The organism is Tolumonas lignilytica (assembly GCF_000527035.1).
Lineage (GTDB): Bacteria > Pseudomonadota > Gammaproteobacteria > Enterobacterales > Aeromonadaceae > Tolumonas > Tolumonas lignilytica.
In genome coordinates, this window is record NZ_AZUK01000001.1 from 21,088 (window position 1) to 36,845 (window position 15,758).

At 44.4% G+C, this 15,758-nt stretch carries 15 protein-coding genes; 6 read left to right on the forward strand and 9 right to left on the reverse strand.

Going from position 1 to position 15,758, the window contains the following annotated elements:
* The first annotated feature begins 24 nt into the window (after nt 1-24).
* Entirely contained in the window at nt 25-1,551 is a 1,527-nt protein-coding gene (locus H027_RS0100105) for a diguanylate cyclase domain-containing protein (protein WP_152536677.1), read from the forward strand.
* A gap of 96 nt (nt 1,552-1,647) precedes the next feature.
* Nucleotides 1,648-3,027 (forward strand): DNA recombination protein RmuC, encoded by a 1,380-nt coding sequence (locus tag H027_RS0100110; protein WP_024870506.1) that lies wholly within the window; start codon nt 1,648-1,650, stop codon nt 3,025-3,027.
* A gap of 24 nt (nt 3,028-3,051) precedes the next feature.
* Here H027_RS0100110 and H027_RS0100115 read toward each other — a convergent pair whose 3' ends face one another.
* From H027_RS0100115 to H027_RS0100140, 6 genes are all read right to left on the reverse strand, one after another.
* A complete protein-coding gene (locus H027_RS0100115) occupies nt 3,052-3,960 on the reverse strand; it encodes an ROK family protein (RefSeq protein WP_024870507.1) in 909 nt (302 codons plus the stop codon).
* 36 nt (nt 3,961-3,996) lie between these two features.
* Nucleotides 3,997-4,689: a phosphate signaling complex protein PhoU gene (phoU, locus tag H027_RS0100120; RefSeq protein WP_024870508.1), complete on the reverse strand. Its 693-nt coding sequence runs from the start codon at nt 4,687-4,689 to the stop codon at nt 3,997-3,999.
* A 155-nt stretch (nt 4,690-4,844) separates the two neighbouring features.
* Nucleotides 4,845-5,573 (reverse strand): amino acid ABC transporter ATP-binding protein, encoded by a 729-nt coding sequence (locus tag H027_RS0100125; RefSeq protein ID WP_024870509.1) that lies wholly within the window; start codon nt 5,571-5,573, stop codon nt 4,845-4,847.
* Nucleotides 5,554-6,210, reverse strand: a complete 657-nt coding sequence (locus H027_RS0100130; RefSeq protein WP_024870510.1) for an amino acid ABC transporter permease — start codon at nt 6,208-6,210, stop codon at nt 5,554-5,556. The genes H027_RS0100125 and H027_RS0100130 overlap by 20 nt, the downstream gene beginning before the upstream one ends.
* The gene (locus H027_RS0100135; protein ID WP_024870511.1) at nt 6,207-6,875 is read right to left on the reverse strand and encodes an amino acid ABC transporter permease; all 669 of its coding nucleotides are present in this window, start codon (nt 6,873-6,875) and stop codon (nt 6,207-6,209) included. The genes H027_RS0100130 and H027_RS0100135 overlap by 4 nt, the downstream gene beginning before the upstream one ends.
* A 13-nt stretch (nt 6,876-6,888) precedes the next feature.
* On the reverse strand, nt 6,889-7,668 hold the full coding sequence (locus H027_RS0100140; RefSeq protein ID WP_024870512.1) for a transporter substrate-binding domain-containing protein: 780 nt from the start codon (nt 7,666-7,668) through the stop codon (nt 6,889-6,891).
* Between the two features lie 266 nt (nt 7,669-7,934).
* On the opposite strand from H027_RS0100140, the gene hpxZ reads away from it, so the two are divergent.
* Both hpxZ and H027_RS0100150 read left to right on the forward strand, forming a co-directional pair.
* Nucleotides 7,935-8,309: an oxalurate catabolism protein HpxZ gene (gene hpxZ / locus H027_RS0100145; RefSeq protein ID WP_038149110.1), complete on the forward strand. Its 375-nt coding sequence runs from the start codon at nt 7,935-7,937 to the stop codon at nt 8,307-8,309.
* 97 nt (nt 8,310-8,406) lie between these two features.
* On the forward strand, nt 8,407-9,834 hold the full coding sequence (locus H027_RS0100150) for a diguanylate cyclase domain-containing protein (RefSeq protein WP_024870514.1): 1,428 nt from the start codon (nt 8,407-8,409) through the stop codon (nt 9,832-9,834).
* On the opposite strand, the gene H027_RS0100155 is transcribed toward H027_RS0100150, so the two are convergent.
* Nucleotides 9,813-10,649 carry an SDR family oxidoreductase gene (locus tag H027_RS0100155; protein ID WP_024870515.1) on the reverse strand — a complete coding sequence of 279 codons (837 nt, stop codon included), beginning with the start codon at nt 10,647-10,649 and terminating at the stop codon, nt 9,813-9,815. The genes H027_RS0100150 and H027_RS0100155 overlap by 22 nt on opposite strands.
* A gap of 26 nt (nt 10,650-10,675) precedes the next feature.
* A complete protein-coding gene (locus tag H027_RS0100160) occupies nt 10,676-11,356 on the reverse strand; it encodes a DsbA family protein (RefSeq protein ID WP_024870516.1) in 681 nt (226 codons plus the stop codon).
* Nucleotides 11,357-11,461: 105 nt separating this feature from the next.
* Here H027_RS0100160 and H027_RS0100165 point away from each other — a divergent pair, with 105 nt between their 5' ends.
* The gene (locus tag H027_RS0100165; RefSeq protein ID WP_024870517.1) at nt 11,462-12,358 is read left to right on the forward strand and encodes a LysR family transcriptional regulator; all 897 of its coding nucleotides are present in this window, start codon (nt 11,462-11,464) and stop codon (nt 12,356-12,358) included.
* Nucleotides 12,359-12,424: 66 nt separating this feature from the next.
* Here the strand turns inward: H027_RS0100165 and argG are convergent, their stop codons facing one another.
* Entirely contained in the window at nt 12,425-13,753 is a 1,329-nt protein-coding gene (argG, locus tag H027_RS0100170; RefSeq protein WP_024870518.1) for an argininosuccinate synthase, read from the reverse strand.
* Nucleotides 13,754-14,253: 500 nt separating this feature from the next.
* Between argG and H027_RS0100175 the strand changes: the two genes are divergently transcribed.
* Complete coding sequence (locus tag H027_RS0100175) at nt 14,254-15,687, forward strand: 6-phospho-beta-glucosidase (RefSeq protein WP_024870519.1); 1,434 nt, start codon at nt 14,254-14,256, stop codon at nt 15,685-15,687.
* The last annotated feature ends 71 nt before the right edge of the window (nt 15,688-15,758 follow it).

Here is a 15,758-nt window from a genome sequence, read left to right on the forward strand (position 1 = left end):
TGTTTTTCCAACGAAACAACGGCTATGAATCTGTTTTCAACAGAATCTAAGTCTGAAGAAATTGTTCATCTCTATATTGTGATTGCAATAGTGACAGTGATCAGTTTCTTGTGCGTTGGCTTGGCCGCTATTTTTATTCGTCTTAATCGGCAATTGAATACAGAAATTAAAGCGCGGCAGGCCACTTTGGCTGAACTCAGGGAAAATGAACGAAATTTACGGTTCATCACCGAGAATTCTGCCGATGTTATTTGGACGATGGATATCGAATCCGGCAAATTTACCTATGTCAGCCCATCGGTATATAACCTGCGGGGTTATACGGTTGAAGAAGTGATGGCGCAATCTGTAGAAGAGCTGATGACGCCAGACTCTGCCGAGCGGGCATTTAACTCATTGGCAGAGTCAATCACCCGCTGGAATTCAGGTGATCACAGTGATACCCGTCGAGTGACTGAAATTGATCAACCGCATAAAGATGGTCATCTGGTTTCCACTGAGGTGGTAACTACTTTACATGCCAATTCACAAGGGCAACTGACATCGATCATTGGGATCAGCCGTGACATTACCGAGCGGAAAAAATCAGAGGAAGCAATTCGTAATCTGGCATTTTATGATCCGCTGACAACGCTACCGAACCGGCGTCTGTTATTTGATCGTCTTGAGCAAGCTATTTCACATGCCAGAAGAAACGAAGGTAGGTTGGCATTGATGTTTATTGATTTGGATAAATTCAAACCAATTAACGACCAATATGGCCATGCAACAGGGGATAAACTATTACAGACTGTCGCCCGACGTATGCAACGTTGTTTACGTGAAACGGATACGGCAGCACGCATCGGCGGTGACGAATTTATCGTGTTATTACCCGAGATTAGTAATCGGGATGATGTATTGATGATTGCTGAAAAGATCCGTGAAGCACTTAACAAGCCGTATCCGAATATCAACAGTAACGAGCTGCATATCTCTGCTTGTATTGGAATTGCGTTATATCCCGAGCATGGTCACACAGAAAAACAATTACTGAAAAATGGAGACAGTGCCATGTATCAGGCGAAAGAATCGGGCAGAAATTGTGTCTGGATTTATCAGCCTGAGGCTGATGTCATCGCCGAGCAGGAAACGCAACTTCTACGTTTAAATTGGAAAAAGGCATATGAGAGTGGCAATGACCAAATTGATCATGAACATAAAGAACTTTTCCAGCTTGCCGCGATTCTGATTAATAATGCCATGGAAAAAGACCGCTATCATGAAGCGTTTGATCACGCATTTCAGGCATTGCATGATCATGTGGTTCAGCATTTCGCGGAAGAAGAGAAAATACTGGCTGCTTACGACTATAGCGATCTTGCCGAACATACCAAACTGCATCGTGAGCTTATCGATCAAGTTGAACATCTGTATCAGTCTATGCGGGCTGAACAACTCTCAATGGGATCACTGATCGATTTCATTATTGATGATTTAGTGAAAGGTCATCTGCTGAAAAAAGACAGAAAATTTTATCCTCTGTTTCGACAGGCACATAAACAGCACTAATTCACATATCACCGTCAATTTTCGATAATGACGTGATTTCCCGTTCTTCTTTCTGAATAATGTTTTGGCATTCAGTACATTTCTTCGAGGATCACAATGACAGACATGGTTTTTAGCCTGCCCATTTTCGTGTTGGCATGCGTGTTTACCGGTGCAATTACCTGGTTATTATCTTATGTCCGATCACAAAAAATAATTGCGGAAATACACATTCAACTCGCCAAATTTGAAACAGAGCGGAATTTGCTACAAGAGCGTATTAACGAACATGATTTATCGAGAAATAAACAAGAACTCGAACTGAGCCAATTACAGGGCAAACACACAGAATTATTACGTCAATATAGTGTGCTCAGAACATCGCTTGATGAAAAACAGAACCATTTCAATGAACAATTGCAACAGCTCTCAGACAGTCGGGCAATACTGAAGCAAGAGTTTGAAAATCTGGCCAATGAAATCTTGGAGCGTAAGGGGAAAGCATTCAAGGAGTTGAATCAGGAAAGTCTCTATCACTTATTGAAACCCGTACAGGCAGAAATGCAGGGATTCCGTCAGAAAGTGGAAAGTATTCACGTTGAGGAATTGAAACAGCGCAGCGAATTACGTGCAGAATTAATTAATCTCCAAAATCTGAACCGGCAAATTACAGATCAAGCCGATAAGCTCACGAATGCACTCCAGGGACAGAAAAAGGTGCAGGGGAACTGGGGAGAATTAATGCTGGAAAATGTGCTGGATAATTCCGGCCTTCGTTTAGGCGAAGATTATCAGCGGGAAGTGAGTTTTTCGACAGAAGATGGGCGTCAACGACCCGATGTGATTGTGTATTTACCGCAAAACAAACATTTGATCATTGATGCCAAAACCTCTTTGGCGGCGTATACCCGCTATGTGAATGCAGAAAATGAGCTCGAATCTCAGCAGGCATTGGCTGAACATGCGCAAGCTGTTTCTGCCCGCATTAACGAACTGTCAGAACGCGATTATTTCAAATTGCCAGGGCTGAACTCGCCAGAAGTCGTGATCATGTTTATTCCTATAGAATCCGCTTATGTAGAGGCATTGAAATTTGATCATACCCTTTATCAGCGAGCCATTGAGCGCAACGTATTGGTTGCCACGCCGACCACCTTATTGACCAGTCTCAATATTGTTCGTCAACTTTGGCGTTTCGAAGATCAGAATAAGCATACGGCCGAGCTGGCAAACAGAGCAGAGCGGTTTTATACCAAATTAAACAATTTTCTGAGCAGTATGCTCGAGGTTGGTAAACAACTGGATAAAGCCAAAATCAGCTACGAAAAGTCTTTTTCACAGCTTTATTCCGGGAAGGGTAATTTGATCAAGCAAGCGGCAGAATTTAAAGATCTGGGCGTATCCATACAAAAAGAATTGCCGGATGAGCTGATTGAACTGGCACAATTAGAAGTAGGCGAATTGGAACCAAGAAAATTAGAAATAGGAGAGAGTTAAACTCCCTCCTGTCGGATGAATCAATCAGGGGTGGGGTGTTTCGGTTGTCAGAATATGGTGATACAAAGCCCCAACCAGATTGGCATCATTCATGAAATGGCATCGAACAACTTTCGGTGTAATGAGGCGCATGGGCAATGTTTCTTCCAGGTAAGCGATATTTTGGTTGATGTATTGCAAGAGTAACGGTTGCGCGCTGATCCCACCGCCAATAGCAATTAATTCTGGGTCAAACAAAGCCTGCAAATTGAATAACTGCATGGCTAAACGATAGGTGTAGGCATCCAGTGCCTCACAGACATCGGCGTCGCCTTCATTGACCCAGGCAAATACCTGCTTCCCGGTGACACTTTTGGCGGGTAACCGTTTGATATGTTCAACTGCCCGACACAAACCCCGCACACCACCATCATGTCCCCAATAATGGTAGGGTTCACCTTTACAATGCCAGCTATCCGTCAGCAGAAAACTGAGTTCCCCGGAGGCGAAATGAGCGCCTTTATAGAGTTGACCATTCAGAATGACGCCACCACCCACACCGGTTCCCAGAACGACAACAACGCCATTTTGACACTCGGCTAAACTGCCTTTCCAGGCTTCAGCCAGTGCGGCGCATTTGGCATCATTTTCAATGGTAATCGGTATGTGACAGTGCTTTTCCATCTCAGCGACAAAATCGCGGTTCTTATTGTAGGATAAAGAGCCACCGGTAATACTGCGCCCCTGTTCGCTATCAATAATGCCCGGTAAACTGAAGGCTATCCCTGAAATCTGAGTCTGGTATTGCTGGTATAATTTGACGATTTCAGCCTGGAAAAGATCAAACCTTTCCTGCGGGGTAGGGATTTCCCCTTTTTCCAGACTGTTTGCCTGATGATCTAATAACGCATATTTGATGGCAGAGCCGCCTACATCTATTGCAAGATATTTCATGACGATACACCTCACGGTGGGATTGTTTTTCTTAGTTTAGTTCAGATCGTCAATATCTTCGATTTGTGTATGTCGGACATCTTTTCCTTTCACGTAATAAATAATGTAATCACTGATATTTTGACAGCGGTCACCAATGCGTTCGATGGAATGCGCACAGCGGATAAGTTCCAGCACCTGAGGAATAGAACGCGGGTTTTCTGCCATGTAATTCATTAATTCTTGAATCAGCAATCCATATTGTTCATCAACGTGGGCATCTTCCTGATAGAGTTTTACCGCATCTTCAACGTCCATACGAGCAAACGCATCCAGCGCACGGTGCAGCATTTTATTGGTTAAACGACTCATGCCATCGAGATGTTGGGGCAATATATGCGGTTGGCCGGCATGTTTCCGCACTAAACGAGCTACTTTTCGGGCTGAATTCCCGATCCGCTCCAGATCTGACACGGTTTTGATAATGATCTGGATAAAACGTAAATCTCTTGCGGCGGGCTGACGTTTTGCAATGATACAAGTACATGCTTCATTGATTTCGACCTCCATGGAATTTACTTGCCGATCGACCTCAATAATTCGATGTGCCAGTTCTAAATCCTGACTGTGTAATACATGAAGTGAATCACGAAGTTGCTGTTCAACAATGCCGCCCATGGCCAGTAAGCTGTTTCGAATAACATTCAGTTCCCGGTTAAACTGACCTGAAACATGATCTGCGATTTCCATTGTTACCTCTCAGGTCAATCAATAAAGCAGTTTTGTCTAATTTACATGCAGCAAATGACATTATCATGACCAATTCAGATAAAAAAGCAGGTGAAATGATAGGCAATATAGGCACCAACACAGAAAAACCGGGGAAACCCCGGTTTTTATATAAATCACAATACGGCAGAAATAAAACTTTGCAATTCGGGTGTTTGAGGGTTACTGAAAAGAGCCCGGCTGGGGCCGCTTTCCCATATTTTGCCTTGGTGCATGAATACGATCCTGTCACCCACATCGCGTGCAAAGTTCATTTCATGAGTCACCAGAATGAGTGTCATTCCATCTGCTTTAAGTTGCTCCAGCACTTTCAGCACTTCACCAACTAATTCCGGGTCTAATGCGGATGTAATTTCATCGCATAGTAAGACTTTCGGATTCATAGCCAATGAACGGGCAATAGCGACACGTTGTTGCTGACCACCAGACAGATTTCCCGGAAATTGATCGGCTTTATCTGCCAGGCCCACCTTTGCCAACATATTTTCTGCCAGTTCCCGGCATTCCGTTTTGCTCTTTTTCAGCACTAGCCTTGGAGCCAGCATGACGTTTTCAGCTACGGTCATGTGCGGAAACAGATTAAAATTCTGGAAGACCATGCCCACTGAGCGGCTTAACTCCCGCAAATGATTTTCATCGTCAGAAACCGCCTGACGGTCAACAATAATTGCACCATCATCGAATTTCTCCAGCCCGTTAATACACCGCAGTAACGTACTTTTGCCTGAACCGCTGCGCCCGATGATCGAAATTACTTCACCTGCCGCTATTTTTAGTTCAATACCTTTCAATACATGGTGTGAACCATAATATTTATGAACATTTTCAATGCTTACCAGAGACATTTAATTTCCTCTCCAGAAATTGGCTAAACAGAGACAGTGGATAGCAGATCATGAAATAGATCAGTGCAACCCATGCGAAGACTTTGAATGGTTGGAATGTTGCGTTATTCAGCATCGTGCCGGCTTTGGTGAGTTCGACAAAACCGATGATAGAGGTCAGCGCAGTGCCTTTAACGACCTGTACAGAAAACCCGACCGTAGGCGCAATCGCAACTCTCAGCGCCTGAGGCAAAATGACATAACGCATGGTTTGGAAAAAAGAGAGCCCCAGACAGCGTGATGCCTCCCATTGTCCTTTCGGTAATGATTCTATACAGCCGCTCCAGATGTCGCAGAGAAAGGCACTGCTGAATAACACCAAAGCCAGCGTAGCGGCAGTCCAGGCACTGACATCCAGACCCAATAAAGACAGCCCGAAAAATGCGAGAAACAACTGCATCAGTAAGGGCGTTCCCTGAAACAGCTCTACAAATCCGCGCACTAGCAACACCAGTGGCTTGCGTCGTGATGTGCGCATAAATGTCAGGACTAGGCCAAACAGTGTGCCGCCAATAAATGCAATCAGGGAAAGCAGCAATGTCCAGCGAGCTGCCAGCAGCAAATTTCGGAAGATATCCCAATCAGTAAATTGCATCATCGTGACTGACTCCTGAAAACATAGCGGGCTAACAGGCCGAATCCTCGACGCATAAGCATAGCTAGCAGCAGATACAGCAGGGCTGTTACCAGATAACTTTCAAAACTGAGAAAGCTGCGTGACTGGATGAAGTTGGCGGCAAATGTCAGTTCCTCTACCGAGATCTGTGATATGACCGAAGAGCCGAGCATGACAATAATGCACTGTCCAACCAGCGAGCTGTAAATACGCTGAAATGCAGGCGGCAATACAATGCGGGTAAAGATTTGAAACCGGGTCAGACCGAGCGTACGACCGGCCTCCCATTGTCCTTTCGGTGTGGCTTCAATTCCGGCACGCAATATTTCGGCACTATAAGCCCCCAAGTTAACCACCATCGCGATGAGACCAGCCTGCCAGGCGGTGAGTTTGATATTCAACGCGGGTAAACCGAAAAAAATGAAAAAGAGCTGCACGATGAAAGGCGTATTTCGAATCAACTCGACATAAACACCGGCTAATAAACGGGTAGGGCGAGTTCGGCTGATTCGCGCTGCAGCAACGATTGTTCCGAGCAGTATGCCACCAACCGTGGCATACAATGTCAGCTCCAGTGTGACCAGTAATCCTCGGCCCAGTTCAGGCAGATAAGGAATCAGATCATGAAAATTCAAGCGATAACTCATAGCGTCATCCGTTTTATAAATCAGCCGGGAGCGGTGCTTTCAACCAGTTTTCAGAGAACTTATTCAGTGAACCATCCTGATGAGCGTCATTGATTAGCTCGTTAACTTTCTGCTGCAAGCGAGTTTCACCTTTGTAGATACCGATATAACACGGTGAATTTTTCAGCAGGAATTTGGTGAGTGGTTTACGATTTGGCATGCGGGAAGAGATGTCGGCGACAACAACGTTACCTGTCGCAATCAAATCGATTTGACCGGAAAGATAAGCCGATAACGTTGTATTGTTATCTTCAAAGCGCTTGATGGTTGTGGAGGCCGGAGCAATTTTACTTAACTCCATGTCTTCGACTGCGCCACGGGTGACACCGATAGTTTTATTTGCCAACTCGTCAGCTTTTTTAATAGCAATCGATTCTGCACCGAAAACACCTAAGAAAAATGGGGCATAGGCATTACTGAAATCGAGCACTTTTTCTCGTTCAGGATTCTTACCCAAACTGGAAATGACCAGATCGACCTTTTTAGTTTGTAAATAAGGTATGCGGTTTGCACTGGTTACAGGGATCAGTTCCAGCTTAACATTCAGTTTGTTAGCCAGATAACCTGCCATATCAATGTCATATCCATGTGGTTGCATGTCGGCACCCACCGAGCCAAACGGAGGGAAATCCTGTGGTACAGCGACTTTCAGTACCCCTTTTTGCTGAATGTCAGCAAGTTGATCTGCGTTTGCGACACCGAACATGCTGAGACTTAATAGTAAAGCGCCAGATAACTGTTTCCATGCTTTCATAACCGACCTCTCATCCATCTTAAAGTAACTATCATTTCACTATCGAGATTGTTAGAAACAAAAGTTTCTTTTTATCCTAAAGCAAATACAATACCAACCTGCTATTAACCTCAAAAGCAGTAGCAAATAGTGGCTTTCCGGGGTCATTCAAAGCCTTTTTTTGGGCGAAACAATGAAGTGGTATGAACATACAGAAACCTTGATGCACCATTAATGAGCAACCAAATCATTGTAGTGCACAACAATAGAGATAATAAGGAATCACAATGGAGTTAAATAATGCAGAGGTCATTGCTGAAGTTACCGCCCTGTTTATGCAGTATGAACAGGCATTAGTGACAAATGATATTGCCGTGTTGGATAAACTTTTTTGGAATCACCCTAAAACCATTCGTTACGGTGCAACTGAAAATTTAGTCGGATATGAACAGATTAAGGCATTTCGCAACCAACGTTCCTCTATCGGGCTGGCAAGAACATTGGATGATACAGTGATCTCGACATTCGGTTCAGATATGGCAACAGCCAATACCACCTTTACCCGTGAAAACGATAACCGAGTTGGACGTCAAAGTCAGACGTGGATCCGTTTTCCTGAAGGGTGGCGAATTGTAGCTGCTCACGTTTCGTGGATGGGGTGAACATATGTGTATTTTCTTGGCTAATCACTGTCTCTTGTTTATATTAAATTAACAAATTCTTTTTAACTTTAAGCAGTTATGGGGGAGAAAGTCATTTATGCAGCCCATTCCTCATTTTCCCCCAAATAATTTTACCGATTTATTATTGGATGCGGTGTGTGTGGTTGACCGTGAAGGGTATTTTCTATTTGTCAGCGCTGCCAGTGAGCGGATATTCGGATATAAACCAGATGAAATGATTGGTCAGCCCATGATCAATTTTGTTTATCCGGGTGATCGCGAGCGGACACTGCAAACGGTCAACGAAATTATTAATGGAGAGCCGAAACCTTATTTTGAAAATCGTTACGTGCGAAAGGATGGGAAATTAGTTGATATCATGTGGTCTGCTCGTTGGTCTGAAACGGATCAGGTCAGAGTGGCCGTAGCCCGCGATGTGACTGAACGTAAACGGGCTGAATCCATGCAGGAGGCAGTCTATGCGATTTCTGAGGCTGCGAATGCACCAGGAAATCTGAATACATTGTTTCAACGCATTCATGATGTTGTCGATGCACTGTTGTTGGCTACTAATTTTATGGTGGCTCTCTACGATGCAGAAAAAAAGGAATTAACTTTTCCGTATTCAGCCCATCCATTTGGCGATGCCGATTCAGCAAAATTGATGGTTGAAATGATAGCCACACAAGTTATCCATACGGGGCGTACGCTGTTGCTGACTCCGGAAACGCTTCCGTTAGTGTTACCTAAAACAGTCATCGATTCATACACCGAACCACTTAATTGGTTGATAGCCCCCATCAGAGCGCCAGATGGTATTAAAGGGGCTTTGTTGATCACCAGCGCAGGACCCAGCGGACGTTTTACTGAACAAGATAAAGAACTATTACAATTTATATCTGTTCAGGTTGCCGCCGCGATTGAGCGTAAACAGATGCTTTCACGATTAGAGTATATGGCTCAGTATGATCAACTGACACATCTTCCTAATCGAACATTGTTTTTGGATCGCTTAAAAAATTCGTTGGGAAGAGCGCATCGAGAAAAAACATTGCTGGCTGTTTTTTATCTGGATCTGAATAAATTCAAACAAGTAAATGACACCTATGGCCATGCAACGGGTGATCAATTGTTGTATGAAGTAGCTCGTCGTTTGACGCATAGTGTTCGGGAGTCAGATACGGTCGGAAGAATTGGTGGTGATGAGTTCGTCGTTCTTGCGGTGAACATTAAACGACATGAGGATATCGGTAAAATACAGACTAAAATCATGTCAACATTATCTGTGCCCTATATATTTAATGAGATACAACTCCAGATTTATCCCAGCATTGGATGCGCTATTTATCCTGACAATGGACAAAATGAAAGTGAGTTAATTCATTTTGCCGATAGTGCTATGTATTCAGTGAAAAAAGAACATACCCTTGAACGAATTGCTGGGATTCAGCCAGAAGAAAGCCATCTTTATACAGATGGCTTTCAGACTGCTATGTCCAGTGGTTATTTAAAAAGCGAAAGGTGACTGCGAACATAAGCCGTCAATGTACGCGGTGCATGCCCCGTTAATTTCTCTACTGCATCCGTCGTTAATGCTGTCCAGCCTTCACGTACCGGATAAAAGATCGAAGCAAGAAAACCGGCATAATCATTGGGAACACCAGCCTCTGTCAGGATATTAACGAAGACACTGTCTTCAATCGCCTGATATTGGATCGGATGTCCGGATTCTTTACTCAGTATTTCTGCAGCCTCGGTATAACTCAATGCAACCGGGCCTGTAAGGTTGAATGCCTGCCCATCAAATTCACTGGTTGTCAGCGCACTTGCGGCTGATTCGGCAATATCCCGAACATCAATAAAACTTGATTTTCCTTGTCCGGCAGGTACAGCAATCACACCTTGTTTGATCCCTGCCAGCCAGAAGGTATGGAAGTTATCAGAAAACCAGTTAGGACGCAGGATCACAAATGGTACACCTGAGCGTTCAATTTTTAATTCCAACTGGCGATAGGGAATATTGTCATCGGCATCAACACCCAAAACAGACTGGAATACAATTTTAACGCCTCTTTTAATGGCAGCATCTAAAACCGGAGTCACTAAAGAAACCACATCAATGTGACCGGTTGGTACCATGACATAAATTCGGTTAACGCCCTCAAGTGCATTATCAATGGTTGTCAGGTCGGTAAAGTCAAAGATCACCCCTTCGGCTCCTACAATGGCTTTCCCAGTTCGGGAGGCTGCTTTCACTGTTTCACCTTTTGCAATTAATGCGGCTGTCAACGGTTTGCCTATGTTGCCGGTTGCGCCCAGAACCAGAATTTTATTTGTCATAATGAACTCCGTTTATTTAGTTTGAATTAACTATTTTGAGAACTAACGAACTGTTTAATTGAATGAATCAGTTGGGATGCGCCGTTATATAGATCGGCACCGTGCAAAATCAGCATCTGCTCATGAATGCAGACAAGCAGCATTGGAACGCCTGAAATGCCGAGATGTTGCATATATTGTTGCGTCAGCCCGATCCTTTCTTTTGTCGTCATTGCCAATGATGGATCACTGCTAATTTGTGCTGAAAATTGGTCTGCAGAGATATCTAAACCCCGCAGAGCAGCAAATTGTTCCGCTATCTGACCCAATATTTGCGCATTGGCGGTGTCCATCCCCTGGATATAACGAGCCTGTTGAATCGCACTCAGAAATTCATGCTCCAACGTCGGTTCTATCGATCGGATAAGTGTCATGGCTCGCGAAGCCGGACCCGAATCAAAAAGCAAACCATCACCATGCAAAACGTGGTTGTAGTACGCAGCACTAAATGGCTGACCTGTCATCTGTTCAATTCGTTGGTCATTTTTCCAGGCATATGCAGCCCATTCTGGTGAAATATCCCGTGCGTTTTCGTCAGAGAAAAGACCTGAGGGCATCAGCAGTAACGAATTCGGGAACGCTTCGGCCAAATCAGGCAAGACGGGGGCACTGGCATAACACCAACCGCATAGTGGGTCGAAAAAATAATAAAGTTTTAATGTGTTCATAGATTGCTCCAGAGCAGTAATAACCTGATGGATAAAGTCTATTGGATATTGAAATGAGCGAATAGAGGTATATAGTTGACTATTTGTTGCATATTTTGAGCATATATGGATAAGTTCACTGCAATTAAGGTGTTTCTCGAAACCGTAGAGCGAGGCAGCGTCTCTGCTGCATCAGAACATCTGGATATGTCGCGGGCGATGGCTTCGCGTTATGTGGCGTTTATGGAAGAGTGGGCCGGAGCGCGCTTGTTGCACAGAACAACACGAAAGCTCACCCTCACTTCAGCGGGTACCCAACTGCTGCCTCTGTGTCGTGAAATGCTGAATTTAGCCGAAAATATGGAAACCACCGTGGCAGAGCAGGAAGGGGAGCCTCGAGGGCAATTACGTATCACCACCAGCGCTGTATTTGCGCATCCGCATATGACCAGCGCGGTGATGGCTTATCTTGAGCAATATCCATCGACATGTATTGATCTGCAAGTGGTTGATCGCACGGTTAATCTGATTGAAGAACGTATTGATCTGGCTATCCGCATCACCAACAATCTGGACCCCAATTTAATCGCCCGAAAAATTGGCATGTGTCGATCGGTGTTATGTGCATCACCTGCGTATTTGGAGAAAAAAGGGGTACCCACTTCACCTCAGGAACTAACCCTGCATAATTGTCTGACGTATGCGTATTTCGGGCAGAGCTTATGGCAGTTTGAACATCAGGGGCAGCCCATTTCGGTGCCGGTACAAGGTAATTTCAGTGCCAATGAAGCTTTGGTATTACTGCAAGCCGCTGTCGCTGGTGGAGGGATCACCATGTTGCCGACATTTGCCGCAAATGACTACCTTAAAACAGGGAAACTACAACCCGTGTTACCGGATTATCGAATGGCAGACATGGGAATTTATGCGGTTTATTCATCTCGAAAGCAGATGTCACAAGCGTTGCGGACCATGATTGATTGTCTGGTTGCGCGTTTTAATGAGAACCCAACCTGGGATTAGTAATTAAAGGCGTATCAAGAAAAAAGGGTATGTTTCCATACCCTTTAACTGACTGGTTGCTATAGATTATTTATTTTCAACCTGTGGCAGACCAGTACTGGTAGAAGCCGTCAGCAAACCTGTCTCAACATAATTCATCAGTTTGGCACGGGTATCTGTGATATCCAGATTACGCATGGTCAGTTGACCAATACGATCGTCAGGAGAGAACATGGATTCACCCTTTTCCATCGTCAGACGTTCTGGCTGGTAAGTCAGATTGTCAGATACTGTATTCAGGATGGAGTAGTCATTACCGCGGCGCAGTTCCAGAGTCACTTCACCGGTAATGGCACTGGCAACCCAACGCTGTGAAGAATCACGCAGCATCAGCGCCTGAGAGTCGAACCAACGCCCCTGGTATAAGAACCGACCCAGTTGACGGCCATGCGCATGGTACAACTCGATGGTATCTTCGTTATGAATGCCCGTCACCAGACGCTCATAGCAGATGTGCAACAGAGCCATACCTGGTGCTTCATAGATACCACGGCTTTTCGCTTCGATGATGCGGTTTTCAATCTGGTCGCTCATACCCAGACCATGACGACCACCGATTCGGTTAGCTTCCAGCATCATTTCAACGTCATCCGCGAAAGTCATGCCGTTGATCGCAACCGGATGACCACGTTCAAAACGGACTGTGACCGTTTCAGCCGGGATCTTCACGTTTTCATCCCAGAATTTCACGCCCATGATTGGGTTAACAATCTTGACGCTGGAGTTCAGGTATTCCAGATCTTTTGCTTCGTGGGTAGCACCCAGAATGTTTGAGTCAGTTGAGTATGCTTTCTCAACAGACATCTTGTAGTCAAAACCAGATTTGATCATGAATTCAGACATTTCATGACGGCCACCCAGCTCATCAATGAAGTCAGTATCTAACCATGGTTTGTAAATCTGTAATGATTCATTGGTCAGCAGGCCGTAACGATAGAAACGTTCAATGTCGTTACCTTTGTAAGTGGAACCATCGCCCCAGATGTTTACGCCATCATCTTTCATGGCGGCAACCAGCATGGTGCCAGTAACGGCACGGCCCAATGGGGTCGTGTTGAAATAAGCAACACCAGCGGTTGTATTGTGGAAAGCGCCACATTGAATTGCCGCGATCCCTTCGGCAACCAGTTGCTTACGGCAGTCGATTAATCGGGCATTTTCTGCACCATATTCCATAGCTCGACGCGGAATGGCATCATAATCTTCTTCGTCTGGCTGACCCAGATTAGCAGTATAAGCATAAGGAACAGCCCCTTTCTGACGCATCCATAACAAGGCTGCGCTGGTATCCAGACCACCAGAAAAAGCGATACCAATACGTTCGCCAACTGGAAGATGCTTGAGAATTGTAGTCATAAAATTTAATCCTGCTCGAAAGAACGATGGGAAAACGCACAACCAGATTGAATATGCGTTTTCCCTCAAACCCGTGATTGAAACCTAAAGTTATGATAGCCCTGATTTTCTATTAAATGGCCATCTATAGCTTACATCCATGCACATCAACAAGAAAATATTCTGCAATTGTTTGCGGGTCAATGACTCTGAGCAAAGCAGGGTCATCATCTTTTTCCTGTGCTGCCGAATTTAATTCAATTATGCATATTTATGCACAATTAATGAGTGAGAATTTAAACATCTTTTTCCGCTTACGGGAAGAGAAATGCAGATATTTATTTGAAAAAAATATGGTTTAACGGCAAAGCACGCGATTTTGTTCCTACTTTGACATGGTGAGCTGCAATTTAACACGATTGAGATCTGCCTCTAGGAAATGAAACCGCTCTCTGTAACCGGTTTCATTTTTGGTTATAATGATTTCAATTTCACTGAACATCATTTTAGGAAATGAGAATATGACTAGTCTTTTACCAAAAAATTTTTTATGGGGTGGGGCTGTTGCGGCGCATCAGGTTGAAGGTGGTTGGAATGAGGGCGGTAAAGGCGTCAGCATTTGTGATGTTCTATCGGGTGGTTCTGTCAACGAAGATCGGGTGATCACGGGTGACATCAAAAATGGTTACTACTATCCGAATCATGAAGCGACTGACTTTTATAACCATTATAAAGAAGATGTCGCCTTATTTGCTGAAATGGGCTTTAAATGTTTCCGTACCTCTATTGCTTGGACTCGTATTTTTCCGAATGGCGATGAAACCAAACCCAACGAAGCGGGTTTGCAGTTCTATGATGATCTATTCGATGAACTGCTGAAATATGGCATCGAGCCGGTGATCACGCTGTCGCACTTTGAAATGCCGAATCATCTGGTCAAGGAATACGGTGGCTGGGCAAACCGGAAGGTGATTGATTTCTTTGTTCATTATTCCGAAACCGTGATGAAACGGTATAAGAATAAAGTGAAATACTGGATGACTTTCAATGAAATCAATAACCAGAAAAATCATCAATATCCGTTGTTTGGTTACTGCTGCTCTGGCGTGGTGTTCAACGATTATGAACGTCCGGAAGAGGTGATGTATCAGGTGGTACACCATGAATTGGTGGCCAGTGCCAAGGTGGTTAAATTAGGTCATCAGATCAACCCTGATTTCAAAATCGGTTGTATGATTTCTTTTGTTCCGCTTTATCCTTTCTCTTGTCACCCTGATGACATCATGTACGCGCAGGAGTCGATGCATGATCGTTATCTGTTTGGCGATGTACATATGCGCGGTGAATATCCGGCCTATGCGTTGAAAGAATGGGAACGCAAAGGGTATCACATTGAAATGGCTCCCGAAGATGCGAAAACCCTAAAAGAAGGCTGCTGTGATTATGTCGGGTTCAGTTACTACATGTCTAATGCTGTCAAAGCGGATCAGGTTGCGGCAGGAAATGGGATCACGGGTTTTGCGGGTAGTGTTCCGAATCCTTATGTGAAAGCATCAGATTGGGGATGGCAAATTGACCCTGTAGGTTTGCGTTTCGCGTTAAATGCACTGTATGAACGGTATCAAAAGCCTTTGTTTATTGTTGAGAACGGTTTTGGAGCTTTCGATAAAGTCGAAGAAAATGGTGAAATTAATGATGATTATCGTATTGCCTATCTGAAAGCACACATTGAACAGATGAAAAAAGCAGTGACGGTGGATGGTGTTGACCTGATTGGTTATACCCCATGGGGATGTCTGGACTGCGTTTCTTTCACTACCGGTGAATATCGTAAACGTTATGGCTTTATCCATGTTGATAAACATGATGATGGTTCTGGCACCATGGCTCGAAGCCGCAAGAAGAGCTTTGGCTGGTATCAGAAAGTCATCAGCAGTAACGGCGAAGAATTATAATTAGAAACCTTAAAATCCCCGCTCTGAAAGCGGGGATTTTTTTATTATCGATATAGTTCAATGAAATAGAT